A 16,460-nucleotide genomic window follows, 5' to 3' on the forward strand; every position below is an offset into this window, starting at 1 on the left:
GACTCCTTTTATAAGATGTATAGGTTAAAAATAGAGACTAGGACGGCGGACCAAGCCGAACGTCAGTGTCCCCAGTTGTCTGGTCGGTATGTAAAGGGGGAGCGATGCCTGTTTGCCAGGCGAAAGTCGGGCGCGTGCCATTTACGACGTAGTCGCCAACAATCCGTTCTTTATAAATCAGCGGATTATGGTTAGCAATCGTTCGGGCATTGCGCCAATAACGGTCAAGCGATTTGGAACGGATAGTCGCCGACGCACCCAGCGCGTCAAAAAGAGTGGATACGGCTTCGAGCACCAGTCTGGCAACGACCGTCTGCGCTTGGGCGACTTCAATCTCCGCCTTAACGCTTAAGTTGTCCGCGTATTCGGGATCATCCGCATGCTGCGCCTCATAGGCACCTTGCACTGCTTCGGCTGCCCGGAGCACGAGTGCGCCTGCTGCGTAAGCCTGGCTGTGCACGCGTCCCGCCACTTGCAGCACCTGCGGGTCCTCGCTGGATCGATTGGCTGCGGCGTGCGAATATGTTCGTCGCCGCTTCGCAATCTCCGTCGCCACGTCGCGTGCGGCTGCGCGGGCGATTCCGGCGAGCGTGGACAAATGAATCATCTGAGCAAACGCCGTTGCGTACTTGGGATACGTCTCCCGTGCGAACACGTCATCCGGTTCCACCGGCGTTTCCCGGAAAACAGTCGTGCCGCTTCCGGTCAGCGTTTGCCCGAATCCAGCCCAATCATCCACGATTTCAACGCCTCTAGCCGTCGACGGTACCATCGCGGTCACGATGTCCCCCTCTTCCACGCTCGCGCCTACGACGATCCAATCGGCGTATAGGGTGCCCGTAGAATAATACTTGGTGCCGTTTAAATGAAGGCGATCCTCGTGTAAAGTCAACTTCGTGTCATAAGTGCCGACCTGGGCGTTGCCAGTCTCGGTTAAGGCGTTTCCGACAATCGCGCCATCCGCGATACGCTGCAGCCAACGCCTTCTACGTTCCCCGTCGGGCAAATACAGAATGCGCTCGACAAACCCGAAATGTATTCGCAAGGCTTGGGTCACATTGGAATCGGCCTCCGACAACTCAATAAGCAAGTGGAACAATTCAGGAAGCGAGACGCCAAGGCCGCCCTCTTCCTTGGGAATTCGAAGGGCACCGAATCGCTTTTCCTTCAATAGTTGTATTTCCTCATGCAGCAGCTTTCGGTTTAACTCCCGATCCACTGCGCCTTGGCGAATGTGTTGAAAAACTGGTCTGAAACGCTCGGCCAATTGCTCATAATGGTCGGAGGGACTACATCCCCAGGCACCGCTGTTTTCTCCCATGTCGCTCCTCCTTGTTTCTTCGATTAACAATGAACCTTGGTCATCGGGACGATGACGCGTCTAATTTCCATCTGATTCACGCAGCCTTTCCTGAAAATAAAAAGGAGACCCGCATGCCTTAAGGCTGGAGGTCTCCGGTTGTCCGGTTGAACAAACTATGATGAATTGCCGACGGCCCCGCGTTTGGCAGAGTCTTGGATCAACTTCCAGATCGGAGCCGTGAGACTCTCTTTATCGTGCGCCAAGTACTGGTTGGCGAATCCCCGTACGGGATCCCCAGCGTAAAAGCGCTCATACAGTTCATGCCTGGCTCCCAAAGGGCTCCCGATCAGATCCCAGGCAAGCTTGAACAATTGCACCTTTTTCTCCGCACTGACGGTTGCTCCTTCGAAATACTGGCTCATCAACTCGGAAATCGTGCCGTAAAAATCTTCAATGCTGGACGGGACTTGAACAAATCCGCCACCGCCTACCTGCTGTAAAATTTCGACTGCGCGCGGATAAAACTTCGTCCCGATGTTTCTTGCCGTATGGATATAAGACAGCTCCGGGACTAGCACGCCGCTCTCATTGACCTTGGCTTGCGCCTCGGAAGCGATGATGAGGGCTTTCATGCAATCGATTTGCGTGAGCAGTTCTCCAAGCTTTTCTTGGATATGCAGAAATCCGCCTACCCCAATGGCTTCTGCCACAGCAAAAGTCACCCCGGTAATAAATTCAAGCTTGGCTACATAGCGAACGATATTTTGATGAAAAGCAAGGGCGTTCGCTGTCGTGTTCGCCCTCAACGCCATCACTTTCTTCGCATCGCCATACAACAAGACGCGTTCCCAAGGAATCAATACGTCATCAAAAAAGAGAACGGCATCCATTTCATCGTACCTGGCGCTAAGAGGTGAATCGTGTTCGTTCTCGCTGGCGAACGATTGCCGGCAGACAATATGCAAGCCCGGAGAATCGGCCGGAACAATCAGGACATGTGCGTGCTCCCGATGAGCCTGTTCCAGTTTGAGAAACGAGAAAATCACGAAATCATGCGTATACGGCGCGCCGGTGGCAATCATCTTAGCCCCTCTTACCACAATCCCTTCGCTCGTCTCCTTGACGACGTGCAGAAAGCGCGAGGCAATGCGGTCATCGTCAAGACCGCTGGACCGATCGATTTGCGGATCGATTATGGCGGTTGTCAAGAAGAGATCGTTATCCCGAGCGGTTTCATAATAAGCCGAGATTTTATGGGCAAATCCGGGTTCCAGACGCTCAAGCTCATTGCGCGCCGCATACCAGCCGGTAATGAAAGAACGCGCATAGTCCGATAGCCTGCTCATCATGCCATTACACTGTTTGGACCAAAAAGCAAAGGATTGGCTTCGCTGGGCGAGCTGTTCCGGCGTATGAGGAACCAGAAACGAACTATGCACGTAGGCTTCTCGCCCTTCCATTCGATAACCGACCTGCGTGCGAAGCAGGGGATCATCCAACGTATTGAAGAGGCTGCGAATCGTTCCCAGCGTCCCGCGAAAGGCAGGATGCGTTTCCAGCTGAACAACCTTGCTTCCGTTCAACCACACCGTTCGCCCGTCGTTCAAGCTTTTCAAAAACGTGTCGCCTCTCAACCGTCCACCTCCCCCACTAAAGCTTATAATTCCTATTAGTTAACTCAGGTATTGGGTATATCTTAACGTCGCGCCGTCCCAGGGTCAACAAACAAAATTCCAGGTTTTGGCGTTTATCGGACAAAAACGGAAGATATGAACGAGATGCGATCGTCAATCCAACAACACGCCGTTATTTGTTTGCCTTGTAATTCATCGCGTGATAAAATCCCATCGCCGCAAGCCGGCTCAATTGAATGGCCATATAATTCGGCGAGTAGATCATGCCTTGCTTTAACCAGGACACCGCAGTCCCCGTAATCCAGAACGCCATACTTTCCAGCAAGATGTCCAACGGGATCGGCTGCTTTTGACTCATTCGGTTGTTGTCGATTCGCAGACTAAGGGTACTCCGGACGGCTTCTATCAACCTTTCTTCGAACCTCGATTCCGGCAAATGCGATAACAATACGTGATAGGAAGAAGCATGATCGGCCAAATGCTCAAACATCACAGTAAAATACGGATCAGGCCCGTCTTGCTGCGGCTCATAGCCGAGAATTCCAGCCTTCCTGTTTTCATACAAGTCAGTCAACTCCGCAAGCTTGGCTGCAATGATCTGTTCCAGTAAATCGTATTTGTCCTTAAAATGCGCATAAAACGTAGAACGGCTAACGTCGGCTGTTTCCGTGATGTCTTTAATCACAATCGTATCGAACTGCCTTTTCTCGCATAAGGACAAAAACGCGCTAACGATATGCTGTTTTGTTTTCGGAATCCGGCGATCCGTTCGGGAGATACTCATGTGAATCACACCTTAGTTTAAAATCATACACCGTTAAATGATTTGTACAAAACTAGACATATTTAACAGAAGTGTTCACTTACAGCATTATTTAATTGCTCATTATCATAGCGGACAATGCAAAGTTAATCAATCGGAATTATCATATATTGTTAAGATACGGTCTTGTACGCTTGGCCATATTCGGTCATGGTAAACGCAGGAAAAAGCCGTCGAGTCGCGCTCGACAGCTTGCCCATTTCTTTGGCTCAACAGGAATGTTTAGCGTAATATTTTACGGATAAATGTAAGCTGCGGTGGATAACAAACGGCCATACCATTCATAGGCAAGGGGCAGAACCTTCTAAGTCGTTAACCGACCCTGAAGGTACTGCCCCTTAAGGTATGAATCAAATCATCCAGTCTGCATGGAAATCCTGCTTGAATTCTTGAGGAGAATGACCTTTGAACACCAGCTCCGGGTTTTTCACGCTCACTTTCGTGCCATTCGGAACCGAGGTCGTAATAAAGGCATTGCTACCTATTACGACGCCTTTGCCAATAACCGTCTCGCCGCCTAATATCGAAGCGCCGGAGTAGACCGTTACTTCATCTTCCAGCGTAGGGTGGCGCTTTTTGCCTCGAAGTGCTTGTCCGCCCCGGGTGGATAATGCGCCAAGGGTGACACCTTGATAAATTTTAACATGATTGCCGATAACGGTCGTTTCGCCGATCACGACGCCTGTGCCATGATCGATAAAGAAATAGCTGCCGATCGTTGCGCCGGGGTGAATATCGATTCCGGTCTCATTGTGCGCGTATTCCGTCATAATTCTCGGAATGAGCGGCACGGAAAGCTTGTACAATTCGTGCGCCAGCCGATAAATCGTGACGGTGAATATACCCGGGAAGGAGAAAATGATCTCGTTCATATCTTGAACGGAAGGATCGCCTTCGAAGGCGGCCTGCACATCGCTTGCCAAAACTTGCCGGAGTTCCGGCAGTTTGCTTAAAAAAGCGTACGTAATTTCATCGGACTTCGTCTCTACAGCGATGTTTGCCGTCTTATCGTTAGCGGCTTGATGCTTCAATACGGAACTGATCTGTTCGAGAAGCTTATCGTGAACTTGAATGAGCAGATCGCCGATGTGATAGTCCAGCGTAGCGGGAGTAAGCTTCTGTTTTCCGAAATAGCCCGGGAACAGAAGCTCTCTCAACAATTGGATAACGTCAATGATCGTATCTCTGCTCGGAAGAGCGACCGCATCCAATTGAATGACATGAGAATGCTGTTCATAGCTGGAGCCGATCGCAGAGACAAGGCTGCCGAGCTGCCCATGAAAATATTTACTCATCTTTTCATCCCCAATTCCCATGCTTGTACAAACAGGGAAGGCGAATCCTATGCCTGCAATCCTCCCTGTAACGTCATTTCATTGTAACTCCAATTGAGGTCGCTTTACAATTTCAAATGTGCTGTTTGCCCTTAATTGAAAAGGCTGCCGTGAAATTCCGGCAGCCTAATATCGTTGTGCTAACGTTTTCCGTTAGGTTAACATAAAGTATTAAATTCTCACGGGAGGAGCGCCAAACCTTAAAGCGTTACTTCTGGATTCAATACATAGCTCCGACGCACGTAAACGCGTTTAAACCCTGCTCGCCCAAAGTTGCGGTAAGACTGATTCGCGTGCTCTTTTCCTTCGGGCGGTTGTCCGGTTTCTCCCGTGAAACCGATAACGCCGGCAGCGATCCCATCCGCTATGCGCTTTTTAAACAGCGCATTCTGCGCCCCCCTGCCGCGATATTCCGGCAACGTCGAAGCTACACCAAGCCAAGCCCAGTTGTTGTCGATGAACATTGCTGCGGAAGCGACAGGTTTAGTCCCGTCATAGGCCACGTAAGTTTTCCATCTTGGCCGTCCGGCCAATGCCGTAAATAACGGTAGGTTTGAGGCCGGTATGCCGAACCCTGCCTGTACGGCGAGCCCGAAGTCTTCGGCAAAGGATGCCTCAACGAGCCGAATATCAAGCTCCGTCGGGATCGGATGGCTTTCCGCGGGCGATGCGTCCCGATAAAATTTCGCCCAACCGTTCCCGGCGCTTTCTAATCCTCTTGCGTTCAACCACTCCTGAATCGGTTCGGTAAGCGCAAGTGGCGGAATTTGCAAGCAATAGGACGGGACAGCATGCGCGTTCATCCATGCGAGCGCCTGTTCCAGCTCCGCTTCGTTGGCAGGCTCCGCAATCCCGACGCCGAGAATACGGTTAAATTCTGCGATCGGCAGCGCGTGATTGGCAAGGGCAATACTCGTTCCCACGCGCGCAAAGGCGGCCTTCGAACTGCGTACATAGTCTATTGGCGCAGCGGTAAACAGATCCAACCAGGCCTCTCGCTCGACCGTCTCGATAAACGGAAAGACCTTGTTTTCAATCGACGGTTTCATCATGCCGAATTTTTCCACCTCCATCGGAATAACTGCCAATTCCCCTATATGCGAATAGTAATCGATGTTTAACGTTGGTTGATTGATCTAGGCCCCTCTCCAATTAAGCCAAACGATTCAAATGAGCAGCCAGGGCTTCCGGATGCGAAAAAAACGGTGAGTGGTCAGAATCCATACTTATGACTTCTTTACAAGGCTTTTCTGCCAGCATCTGCCGCTGCAAGCCAATCGAAATTGCTTTATCTTTCAAGGTTTCAATATAGAACCGAGGTATTGATTCCGCATGTTGATCGGTAAGGCGGACAGCCTCGAAAAAGGGAGCAAGCGGTTCAAGGCAGAAACGTTGAATCGCATAGTTCACGTCGTCTTCCGAGCAATCTCCGTACAAATTCGCTCGGACCAATTCCTTGTTGAGATCCATATAGAGATGATCGTCGCTGAAAATTACGGCGGAAGGCGTATCGGAAGCTTGATCCTTTTTCTCGCTTTGCGAAATTTGAAGCAGCGTTTGTTCATTTTTTGGCAAGTACGCGCACAAATAAACGAGCGATTTGATCTTCTCCGGACGGTATTCGGCCGTTTGCGTAATGACAAGACCGGCCATGCTGTGTCCGACCAGCACGACTTGCTCCGATATGTTATCCAACATACGGGTTAAACTGTCCGTGTAGTTTATTAACGTAATATCTTGCACCGGCGTTTTGTCCAAGCCATGACCAGGTAAATCGAAGGTTATGACCTTGTGCCCCGCGCTTTGCAAGAGCGGTACTAGTTTATTCCAGCACCAGGCTCCATGCCAGGACCCGTGAACGAGAACGAAAGTACTCATCAAGTATGCCTCCTCTACTAACAAGCTTAAGTAAGGTTTAATATAATTTTGCACTTTGCACGGGGAACTTTTTCCCCAGCTGCTCTTCGGCAACTCGATAGTTCGACCGCGCCAGAACCGCCCGATCTGCCTGTTGAAGCATACTACCTGAACCACGGTTAAGGTCAAACTCGTAGGGCAGGTAAATGTTAACAGTCGGAAACCTGCAATACACGCTGGATCCCTTTACGCCCATTGAACGTCCGATGTCTCCATGGCGACAGAACGATTGATCCGGATGACGAGAATTTCGAAGCATCGTTATCGGTTTCTTGCTGATCGTGCTTTTCCATCGCGTAAAGATAAAAAAGAAAGAAGAATCCGCCGTATCAGCGGACTCTTCTTTCTTTTTTATTCAATTCCATCGGTTGAATGGGATTGCCCTTCAAGACATCTTCCACTTCTTGGTAGCCATCCAGGTCCTTGTTACTTTGTGGGCATCATCAGCTGCTTCGAAAGCTCATAGGCGCTTCGCTCTACCCAGTTGTGGGCGAGCTTGCCATCACGAACCTCCCATACCGCGATGCCGGTAAGCTGAATCGGGCGATCGTCGGGAGAAGAACCAAGTACGCCTTGGTTGTATCCCGTGACTACCCATAACGAAACAACGCGCTTGCCTTCGGCGCCGCTGAACATATCGAGGCTCTTTAACTTGATGTCGCGGATCTTCGAAGTAAATGTCCGTGCCCACTCCTTAAAGGCAGCGCGACCCACAATGTCGCCATCCGAGTTCGACAGAATAAAGTCGTCCGTGCAGAGACGGTCGATGACATCGAGATTCTGCGGAAGGTTGTAAACGTTGGCCCATAATTCCGTGAGAAGCTCTTCGCCTTGGTTGCTGCATACATTCATCTGTCATCAACACCTCATGCCTATTAAACGGGACAGCCAGAAATTAGTCTTTAGACTGTCCCGTTTTGATCATTTTATGAAGTCCAATTGTCCGATCTCTACGATTACGGCCTTGCGGGAGTAAGTATTGGAGGCCCAATAATCAGGGTATCATTCTGCTCGGCCAGTCGCCCAATTTCCTCGATTGAATGCCGGCCGATTTCAGGGAAGAAATCGTCTATTCCGCCCGGCGCGAATGTGAATAGGATACGTCCCTTATCAGGCCCGATGTTTGCCCACGCGTGAGGTACGCCTCGGGGAACCACGACGCTCGTTCCCGGAGAAGCTTCAAATTCCTCATCCCCTACTTGGAATCGGAAAGTTCCTTCAAGAATCTCGAATATCTCTTCCCGTTCCTTATGAATATGCTTCGGCGGACCAATCAAAGCCGGTACGCGCGCTTCAATGACGGTTATCGCTCCGCCAACTTGACTGCTATGAATACGAATGGCCATTTGTTCGCCCGGCATCGTGTCGAACCATTCGAGATCCTTGGCGAAAGTAACCGCTGCTTGGGATCCGGCCTTATTTGTCTGTTCCATTTTCAGTTCTCCCTTATATTGCAAATTTGTGACCGATCAGTCGTTCGCTAAGGCTCCAGAGCTCATCGGCTGCTTCGGAATCAACCGCATACGGCATCACGCCGGAATCTGTTAAAGTCGATTCGTTATCCAATTCAAAGTCCGACTCGGCGTCATGCCCCAGAGGAGCGATATCGCAGTTCTCGCAATAGACGCCGCCCATATTGTTAAGCTGCGGGCTCGTCGCGCACCATACGCTGGTAGCGGCCCCTTGCCCTACCGTCTTGAGATTTTTAGCGGGATCGAGAACCGGCTGTCCGTGCTCGTCAATGACGCCGGCCGCTCGCAGTTCCTCCTCCGATAGATGTTTTTCGAGACCGGTGCCGACGATGCTGCCCGGATGAAGGGAAAAAGCCCGCACGCCGTCGGCTTGGCCGCGTTTGTCCAGCGCGACCGCGAAGAGAACGTTGGCCGTCTTGGACTGGCCATAGGCTGCCCACCGTTCATAGTCGCGTCGGTCAAAGTTGGGATCATCAAACACGACAGGCGAAAAGTGATGTCCCCAAGATGAAACTGACACCACCCGTGCGCCGTTCGCCTCGCGCAGCGCCGGCCATAGCCGTGCAACAAGCTGGAAATGGCCCAAATGGTTAGTCGCGAATTGCGACTCATATCCCCTCGAATCGCGGGACAGAGGAGACGCCATAATGCCTGCGCTGTTTACGAGGATATGCAGTGGCTGCCCGGTGGCAAGAAACTTGTCTGCAAAGGCATTAATCGAAGCAGGGTCCATCAGGTCCATCATTTCAATATCAACGCCGTCGATGTTTGCAAGGGCGTTCGCCGCTTTATTATAGTCGCGCGTAGGAACGATAACCTTGGCGCCAGCAGAACGCAGTACGCGGACGGTCTCAAGGCCAAGTCCGGAATAGCCGCCAGTGACGATGGCAGTTTTACCGGAAAGATTAATGCCATTAATTACGTCTTCGGCTGTCGCAGAAGCTCCAAACCCGGAGCCGATTGGTGTTTGCTTTGTTGTCATCATGATGTTCTCCTTGTTTGATATTTAGACAAATAACGTTTAATGTCTATGTGGCTATACTATACAACTAGACAAAGTTTGTAAAGTGTATAATAATAACATCATGGATGACAATAAGAAGCTTCATATACAAACCGTTGCCTTAGAAGTGTTTTTCAAGTATGGGTATAAGCGAGTGTCAATGAATGAGATAGCAGAGGCCGCCGGCATATCGCGTGCAGGTCTGTATTTGCATTTTAAGAACAAGGAGGAAGTTTTTAACGCGACGATTCTTCATTATGGCGACCTGCTTATTGCAGAGATCGAGGAAGGACTCTCTTCCAAGAAGACGCCTGAAGACAAAATTTTATATGCGTTCGAGCTATGGTCTATAAACAATTTCGATCAATCCTTGAACTCGCCGGAAGTAAAAGAAATGACCGAAAGCTCGTATACATTTGCTCAAGAGGCACTCCATGCGAGCTACAAAAAGCTTGAGGTCGTTCTGATCTCTATCTTGGAATCCCGGTCGCCATCCGGCAGCAACCTAAATAGCCTATCTCCAGAGAAAATGGCACATCTACTAACAAGTGCATCTCGCGGGTTTAAAATGGTCGCCAGAAACTCTTCGGAGCTTCGCGAAATGATCGTAGACTTGCTTCGATTGGTTCCCAACCTGCACGAATGATAACGATGCCTGTCCGAACCCGGCATGAACTATAGGAAAAGCCGCTTGCCGGAACTTATGTCCGGTAAGCGGCTTTTCGGTATTCATGGGTATTGAATTTACGCGAGCATGCTGTAGAGCCGCCTATTTTCCGACAGCTGTGCTTGGAACATGTTGTGCCTCAGCTGGAAGTTAATGCAAATTGCCATTTCACATGCTTTACTTTGACGAAGCAAAGCATCACTATAAGGAAACTCTTTTCGTTGCCACTTCTTCTTGGAAGGTCTGGTCATGCTCAACGAAAATCATGGTTGGATGAAAGCTTTTAATAAGCTCTTCGATTTGCAAGCGTGAATACACATCGATAAAGTTCAGCGGTTCATCCCAAATATATAAATGGGCTTGTTCACAAAGACTTTTAGCGATAAGCAACTTTTTCTTTTGCCCGCCCGAATAGTGGGAGATATCTTTTTCAAACTGGATCCGGTCAAAATCCATCTTGCGCAGAATGGATTTAAATAACGGTTCGTCAATTTGATTTTCTTCGATAAAGTCGGATAACTTCCCCTTTAAATGCGAGGTATCTTGCTGTACATAAGAGATGACAAGGCCGGAACTAACGTTCACAGTACCTGTGTACCGGAGCGGAATCCCTAATATCAGTTTTAAAATACTGGTTTTGCCACTGCCATTCTTTCCATCAAGCACTACCCGGTCCCCCGCCTTAACGTTAAAACTTATTGGCGCATTAACCGATTCGCCATCATACCGAACAACCACGTCCGTAAACTGAATCAATTCTTTAGATTTGAATGCTAAAGGCGCTAATTGCAATACTTCCGTTTTTTCCACATTTTTAAGCAGCGTTGACTTTTCTTCAATCGCTTTATTTTGCCTGGTTTCCAGGGTCTTAGCGCGTTTCATCATTTTAGCGGCTTTATGCCCTACGTATCCCTTGTCCAATTTCGAACCGGAATTCGTCGTGCCATTTTTGGAAGCCTCGACTTGATTAGACCAATTGGCCGAACGTTTTGAAGATTGTTGCAGCCTTCCGATATCTTTTTGTAAACGCTCGTTTGTTTTTTCTTCATGTTCTTGCTGTCGATCGAAATTCAGCTTCCACGAAGAATAGTTGCCGCTTTGAACGTCTATATCGGCTCTGTTTATCGACAAGATGTGGTCAACGCAGCCATCCAGAAAGTTTCGATCATGTGATACCAGAATGAATCCTTTTTTCTTTTTTAAATAATTCGAAACCATCTTCCGCGCACGACTGTCCAGGTGATTGGTTGGCTCGTCAATTAATAGAAAACGCCCTTCATTCAAAAAAAGCGCGGCCAGCAACACCTTCGTTTGTTCCCCGTTCGATAAGGTTTCGAATGGACGGTACATCGCTTCGGCATCGACATCCAAATAAGAGATTTCCCGAAGCAGCTCCCAATCCTCTGCCCGAGGACATATCTCTTCTAATATTTCATGCGTGAATCTGCTTTTGTCCGATACGGGATATGGAAAATAATTAAATTCAACCGACGAAATAATAGTTCCCTTGTATTCGTATTTTCCTAATAACAAATTGAAAAAAGTTGTCTTGCCTCGACCGTTGCGGCCAATAAATCCAAGCTTCCAATCCGTATCGATTTGAAAGCTAACCTCTTCAAAAATAGGATCAAAACTGCTTGGATACGAAAATGTCAGGTTTTGTACATGAATCATTGACATGGTAAGCTCCTCCTTTTTATAACGCATTCACTCTTTATAAAAAGTCGGTTCATACCCATCTCTTCTTACTCGCTCCGCATAAGTTCAATGGATATTAACGACTTATACGGAGCAAATCATGTGTAATAACCGTGTCTGTGCTCATATTGCCACTCCTTTTTATATTTTATTCGTTGTGCCCCCGTATCATGGAACTTCCGATTCCTGCTATGTCCTTCGGATGTAGAACTATCGTTGCCGATTAGTGCTTGCTTGTCAACGTTCTAAGAATGAAGGACGAAAAATCGTTCGGTTTACGCCCTAAGATCCACGTTAGAACATTAGAATTCCCGATAGACCCATGTTCATTATAATGCTGAAACATCTTTACGATTGTATTTGCTTGATAATCTCCTAATCCGCGCTTTTTTAATTGTGCCGCGAATACGTCGTCTTGAGGCGTTTCAACCTTGATCTCACGGCCAAAATGCAGTTCCATAACTGCGATCATATCAGACAAAGATAAATTTTCAGGTCCGCAGAATTCATACGTTGCCCCTTTATATCCTGGACTCGTAAGAATGATCGAAGCTGCCTCGGCTAGGTCTTCTAAGTCAACCATACCTATGCGGGTTTCTGGAGACGTAAAATACTTTTGTCTAAAGATGCCCTCTTCGCTAAGCAGCTTCCACGACTCGAGTATGTTCTGCATGAATACGCCTGGCTGAATAATCGTATATGGAATGCCTGAATTCACGAGAAGCTCTTCGACCAGGAGTTTTTTCTGATGATGCGGCATTTCTTGAATGACGGGATGCAATACGGAATGGTAGACGAAATGTTCGATTTCCGCCAAGCGAGCTGCTTGTAGGATCACTTGTCCGATTTCGACTTCATCGGGATGCATAGCTGAGCAAATGTGGTAGACAGCCCTAATTCCGATTAACGCTTCACCGATTGCCTTTGGATCCAATATATCTCCCGCAACGACTTCCATCTCACCTAAGGATTCCATTTCCTGAATTTGTTCGGTTCTATGAACAAAAGCCCTAATCCGCTCTCCTTTAGGGAGTAAAGCCTTAATGATTGCACGACCGGTTTTCCCGTTTGCTCCAGTGATAAGGATCATACTAATTTCTCCTTCTATATTAAAGTGCTCTTATAAAAATAGCCGCTTGGTTTCAATTAACGTACGCTTTCGTCTAACGCTTGTTCCGGACGCACATGAACCTTCCCCATTTCCATCTCCCCCAAATTTAATAATGCCATCATACTGGATCTCTTTTATTTAATCCAATGCATTTCGTGTTATGTTCTTATTGATTAGATGGAATAATTGGGGTTGGAATTCGAGCTGGGGGAGTTGAATGATGGCTGCTTTGCATGCTTCGCGCGGAGTCCAATGCAGATTTGTTTTTCTCTTACTCCACCATAAGGAACATACGCCTGCCATGGACATGCACGTCCATGGCAGGCGTATAAGAATAATTGAAACGGCCTTTCAGCTAATGCTCGACATCAGCTAATGCTCGACAAGAAGTTCTCGTAAGAGGCTATCATTGTATCCATTCGGGCGTCTAGTGCTTCATCAATCGTCTGGAGCTCCGAATGCGCTTCGTAATACGCGAGCGACTGACGAATGCCCCGTTCAAAATTCGTCGTTGCCTGATAGCCGGGCACGAAGGCTTTGATTTTCCGGTTGTCGACGACGTAACTGTTGCTTGCGTCACCTAACAACCCGGCCTTGAACTCGGGCAAAAACAACGAGATGCATGCCGATGTCATGTGGATCGCTTCCGCCTTAGCGCCTGCTGCCTGGCCGATCGCAGCCAGGTATTGGTTCCAGGTCTTCACTTCATCCGACGTGATGTGAAATGCATGACCGAGCGTCTGGCTATTACCCAGCAATCCGACCAATCCTTTGGCAAAGTCGGTATTGTGCGTAATCGTCCACAGCGAGGTGCCGTCGCCCGGGACGATGATTTTCTTCCCTTTGCGTATGCGGTCAATCAGAGTCCACGGGTGCGCCCCGCTCGTAATCGCAAAAGGAATCGAGGTTTCACCGTATGTGTGCGATGGCCGGACGATCGTCGCCGGAAACCCCGTCTCGCGGTAAGCCCGAAGCAGTCGCTCTTCGCAGGCGATCTTGTCGACGGCATAAGGCCATCCCGGGTTATGCTGAGGCGCGGATTCATCGAAGAGATAATGGCTTGGCGGACGTTGGTACGTCGCTACCGTGCTGATGAAGATATATTGATCCGTCTTCCCCGCAAAAAGCTCGACATCCCGTTCAATATCCTCTGGCTTGAAGGCGATCCAATCGACAACCGCGTCGAAATGCTTCCCTGCCAGCAACTCCCTCATGGCCTGCCGATCGTTAATATCCCCACGAAGCATGTGGGCACCTTCAGGCGGAGAGCCCTTCTGGCGGCCCCGGTTCAAGAGGTACAGCTCCACTCCCTGCTGCACCGCCAGCTTAGAGGCTGCCGTGCTGATAAGACCCGTTCCTCCAATAAACAGCACCTTCACCGCTATCACTCCTTTATATTATCAGTACCATTGTAGCATCTCTATTTACTCCTGCTCGCACAATTTCAGGCACAGGTCATTGGGAAGCGATTTTACTTTCGGCAGATAAAGATCAGTTCATTGTGGTCTGCGGTAGCTGGTTCGTCGCTGAAATCTCCAAAGATCCGTATGTCGCTGAAGCCTGCGCGCTCAAGCATCAACACCAACTCGTTCTTCGTATAGTCATCCAACCTTTGCGTGTGAACTTCCTCCTTGATGAGGTTTCCTTCGTGCCACAGCCGGAGTCGCATCTGACGGGTGGCGACGTTCTCCAAGGGATCTGTCTCAAGTGTCCGGGCAGCTACTTCCAGCTCCGTGCCGTCGGCCAGGCGCTGGCGCTCACTGGCTGCAGGCCATTCCTCGGGTTCAGCCCGCCTATATTCAGGCAATCTCGCCAACCAGGCGGGCGGATCGTTCCATCGCACCGTATAATTGAATGCGAACGTGCCGCCTGGACGTAGATGCTCATGGCAGCGCTGCATGGCCTGCATAGTCAGATGACGTTCCCCGCCGAGCCCAATTACCCCGCAGGCAAATATCGTCCCGTAACGCCGGGGCAGATCCAGCTCGTGCATGGCCTGCGCATAGAGCCGGGGTGAAAGGCTTTGAGTTACTGCCCGCTCTTGGCAGACTGCAAGCATATCCTCCGAGTAATCGCAGCCATCCACATCCAGACCTGCCTGCAAAAATTGGAGCAGCAAGCGTCCGCTGCCGCAGCCCAGATCAAGCGCCGGTTGTCCGGACGTCCCGATCAGTTTCCGGTAGTAAGCCGCTTCCGGACCAACTTCCGTCCATAAATCGGCATGCGCCCGCGCGACAAGGCCATAATGCCATATTTGGGGTCGTTGCATATGCTGATTACCTCCCTGTAGTGGGTGAAATCAAATCGGAACAGTTTTACCATAACATGGTTTCCCGTTTCTTCCAGCCATGATGTCAGGTTATAAATGATTGTAATCAATCTGTACGGGAGGTTTCGCTGGCAAAGCCGAATTCCGGGATATTTCGATGGTTGGTGTAATGGAAAAAAGCCGCGGTTTTCGCGGCTTTGCTTTAAAACTTTCCTATTGTTTTACTACAAAGCTACCGGCTGTCCAAGCTTATTGGACTCATACGCGACAATCGCCACTTGCGCGGCTCGAAGGCCGTCTTCGCCCGTAATCGGCACGGGCTTGCCTTGCAGCAGCGCGCTTACGAAATCCAGGATCATATAGTGATCCATATCATCGCCCCAGAAGGCGTACACGCCTTTGCCCGTATCGTCGTTGAACAAATCGTTCTTCTGCGCGAAGCCGTCTACCGAAATAACGCCCTTCGTACCGACGATCTCCATCGTCACGTCTCCCCAAGTCGGGAACGAGCTCGGACGCGACCAGCTCGTATCCAGCACGGCGAATGCGCCGTTATCGAACTTGACGTGCAGGATGCCGGCATCGTCGATCTCATGGCCTTCCTTGAACAACGTTGCAGCATAGGCATAAACCTCTTTGACCTTCGACTGCAGCATCCAATTCATGAGGTCCATCACGTGTACGGTATGGTCAAGAAGCGCCCCGCCGCCGGACAAGCTTGGATCAACGAACCAGCCGCCCGGATTGCTGCCATGATTCGTTCCTTTGATCGCGACGATATCGCCGATATCTCCACGCTCGATGGCTTCCTTCGCTCTTACGACCGCCGCCAAGTAGCGACATGGGAATGCCGTCATCAGCTGGACGCCGTTCTCCTTGCACGCGGCGACCATGCGCTCCATCTCCTCTACCGAAATGCCCAGCGGCTTCTCGCAGAGAACATGCTTCTTCGCTTTGGCTGCATCGATGACCAGACGCGCATGATGCACGTTCTCCGAGCAGATCACGATCGCATCCACATCCTGGGCAAGCAGCTGCTTATAATCCGCATAATACGGAATCTCATGCCGCTCCACGAGATCCGCAACGCGACTGTTCACTTCATCGGCAATCCCCACGATGCTTACTTCGGGTATTTGCCGCAAGCTATTGAAATAACTATACGCATGTCCATGCGCGAAGCTGATCATGCCGATCTTTAAGGTTTTCATACGTGCTACCTCCCCGTT

15 protein-coding genes are annotated in these 16,460 nt (G+C 49.7%); 1 reads left to right on the forward strand and 14 read right to left on the reverse strand.

The annotated features are described in order from the left end of the window. Window positions 1-37: 37 nt before the first annotated feature. The 9 genes from AC0YNU_RS05510 to AC0YNU_RS05550 all read right to left on the reverse strand — a co-directional run bounded on the left by AC0YNU_RS05510 (window position 38) and on the right by AC0YNU_RS05550 (window position 9,468). Window positions 38-1,321 (reverse strand): acyl-CoA dehydrogenase family protein, encoded by a 1,284-nt coding sequence (locus AC0YNU_RS05510; RefSeq protein WP_475754041.1) that lies wholly within the window; start codon window positions 1,319-1,321, stop codon window positions 38-40. Between the two features lie 155 nt (window positions 1,322-1,476). Further along, on the reverse strand, window positions 1,477-2,937 hold the full coding sequence (locus AC0YNU_RS05515; protein WP_475754043.1) for a 4-hydroxyphenylacetate 3-hydroxylase family protein: 1,461 nt from the start codon (window positions 2,935-2,937) through the stop codon (window positions 1,477-1,479). A 172-nt stretch (window positions 2,938-3,109) separates the two neighbouring features. After that, window positions 3,110-3,721, reverse strand: a complete 612-nt coding sequence (locus AC0YNU_RS05520; RefSeq protein ID WP_475754045.1) for a TetR/AcrR family transcriptional regulator — start codon at window positions 3,719-3,721, stop codon at window positions 3,110-3,112. Window positions 3,722-4,110: 389 nt separating this feature from the next. Continuing rightward, window positions 4,111-5,055, reverse strand: coding sequence for a serine O-acetyltransferase (locus tag AC0YNU_RS05525; RefSeq protein ID WP_475754047.1), 945 nt, complete (start codon window positions 5,053-5,055; stop codon window positions 4,111-4,113). Between the two features lie 239 nt (window positions 5,056-5,294). Next, complete coding sequence (locus AC0YNU_RS05530) at window positions 5,295-6,167, reverse strand: hypothetical protein (RefSeq protein ID WP_475754049.1); 873 nt, start codon at window positions 6,165-6,167, stop codon at window positions 5,295-5,297. A 79-nt stretch (window positions 6,168-6,246) separates the two neighbouring features. Then, window positions 6,247-6,972, reverse strand: a complete 726-nt coding sequence (locus AC0YNU_RS05535) for an alpha/beta fold hydrolase (RefSeq protein WP_475754052.1) — start codon at window positions 6,970-6,972, stop codon at window positions 6,247-6,249. Between the two features lie 465 nt (window positions 6,973-7,437). Then, a complete protein-coding gene (locus AC0YNU_RS05540; protein WP_475754054.1) occupies window positions 7,438-7,863 on the reverse strand; it encodes an ester cyclase in 426 nt (141 codons plus the stop codon). A 104-nt stretch (window positions 7,864-7,967) separates the two neighbouring features. Beyond that, complete coding sequence (locus AC0YNU_RS05545; RefSeq protein WP_475754056.1) at window positions 7,968-8,444, reverse strand: cupin domain-containing protein; 477 nt, start codon at window positions 8,442-8,444, stop codon at window positions 7,968-7,970. Window positions 8,445-8,457: 13 nt separating this feature from the next. After that, the gene (locus tag AC0YNU_RS05550) at window positions 8,458-9,468 is read right to left on the reverse strand and encodes an oxidoreductase (protein ID WP_475754058.1); all 1,011 of its coding nucleotides are present in this window, start codon (window positions 9,466-9,468) and stop codon (window positions 8,458-8,460) included. Between the two features lie 100 nt (window positions 9,469-9,568). On the opposite strand from AC0YNU_RS05550, the gene AC0YNU_RS05555 reads away from it, so the two are divergent. Further along, a complete protein-coding gene (locus AC0YNU_RS05555; RefSeq protein WP_475754060.1) occupies window positions 9,569-10,132 on the forward strand; it encodes a TetR/AcrR family transcriptional regulator in 564 nt (187 codons plus the stop codon). Between the two features lie 222 nt (window positions 10,133-10,354). On the opposite strand, the gene AC0YNU_RS05560 is transcribed toward AC0YNU_RS05555, so the two are convergent. The 5 genes from AC0YNU_RS05560 to AC0YNU_RS05580 form a co-directional block, all read right to left on the reverse strand. Continuing rightward, window positions 10,355-11,833, reverse strand: coding sequence for an Lsa family ABC-F type ribosomal protection protein (locus AC0YNU_RS05560; protein ID WP_475754062.1), 1,479 nt, complete (start codon window positions 11,831-11,833; stop codon window positions 10,355-10,357). A gap of 241 nt (window positions 11,834-12,074) precedes the next feature. Beyond that, window positions 12,075-12,941: an SDR family oxidoreductase gene (locus AC0YNU_RS05565; protein WP_475754064.1), complete on the reverse strand. Its 867-nt coding sequence runs from the start codon at window positions 12,939-12,941 to the stop codon at window positions 12,075-12,077. A 389-nt stretch (window positions 12,942-13,330) separates the two neighbouring features. Then, entirely contained in the window at window positions 13,331-14,341 is a 1,011-nt protein-coding gene (locus AC0YNU_RS05570; RefSeq protein ID WP_475754066.1) for an SDR family oxidoreductase, read from the reverse strand. Between the two features lie 92 nt (window positions 14,342-14,433). Then, the gene (locus tag AC0YNU_RS05575; RefSeq protein WP_475754069.1) at window positions 14,434-15,231 is read right to left on the reverse strand and encodes a class I SAM-dependent DNA methyltransferase; all 798 of its coding nucleotides are present in this window, start codon (window positions 15,229-15,231) and stop codon (window positions 14,434-14,436) included. Between the two features lie 224 nt (window positions 15,232-15,455). Next, complete coding sequence (locus AC0YNU_RS05580) at window positions 15,456-16,442, reverse strand: Gfo/Idh/MocA family protein (RefSeq protein WP_475754071.1); 987 nt, start codon at window positions 16,440-16,442, stop codon at window positions 15,456-15,458. Window positions 16,443-16,460: the final 18 nt, after the last annotated feature.

The sequence above is a fragment of the Paenibacillus sp. J31P316 genome, from assembly GCF_056269105.1.

Bases quoted from the DNA above. Each gene is read 5' to 3' on its own strand.
- AC0YNU_RS05510 (WP_475754041.1), bottom strand. From the start codon at position 1,321: ATGGGAGAAAACAGCGGTGCCTGGGGATGTAGTCCCTCCGACCATTAT.
- AC0YNU_RS05520 (WP_475754045.1), bottom strand. From the start codon at position 3,721: ATGAGTATCTCCCGAACGGATCGCCGGATTCCGAAAACAAAACAGCAT.
- AC0YNU_RS05525 (WP_475754047.1), bottom strand. From the start codon at position 5,055: ATGAGTAAATATTTTCATGGGCAGCTCGGCAGCCTTGTCTCTGCGATC.
- AC0YNU_RS05530 (WP_475754049.1), bottom strand. From the start codon at position 6,167: ATGGAGGTGGAAAAATTCGGCATGATGAAACCGTCGATTGAAAACAAG.
- AC0YNU_RS05535 (WP_475754052.1), bottom strand. From the start codon at position 6,972: ATGAGTACTTTCGTTCTCGTTCACGGGTCCTGGCATGGAGCCTGGTGC.
- AC0YNU_RS05540 (WP_475754054.1), bottom strand. From the start codon at position 7,863: ATGAATGTATGCAGCAACCAAGGCGAAGAGCTTCTCACGGAATTATGG.
- AC0YNU_RS05545 (WP_475754056.1), bottom strand. From the start codon at position 8,444: ATGGAACAGACAAATAAGGCCGGATCCCAAGCAGCGGTTACTTTCGCC.
- AC0YNU_RS05550 (WP_475754058.1), bottom strand. From the start codon at position 9,468: ATGATGACAACAAAGCAAACACCAATCGGCTCCGGGTTTGGAGCTTCT.
- AC0YNU_RS05555 (WP_475754060.1), top strand. From the start codon at position 9,569: ATGGATGACAATAAGAAGCTTCATATACAAACCGTTGCCTTAGAAGTG.
- AC0YNU_RS05560 (WP_475754062.1), bottom strand. From the start codon at position 11,833: ATGTCAATGATTCATGTACAAAACCTGACATTTTCGTATCCAAGCAGT.
- AC0YNU_RS05565 (WP_475754064.1), bottom strand. From the start codon at position 12,941: ATGATCCTTATCACTGGAGCAAACGGGAAAACCGGTCGTGCAATCATT.
- AC0YNU_RS05575 (WP_475754069.1), bottom strand. From the start codon at position 15,231: ATGCAACGACCCCAAATATGGCATTATGGCCTTGTCGCGCGGGCGCAT.
- AC0YNU_RS05580 (WP_475754071.1), bottom strand. From the start codon at position 16,442: ATGAAAACCTTAAAGATCGGCATGATCAGCTTCGCGCATGGACATGCG.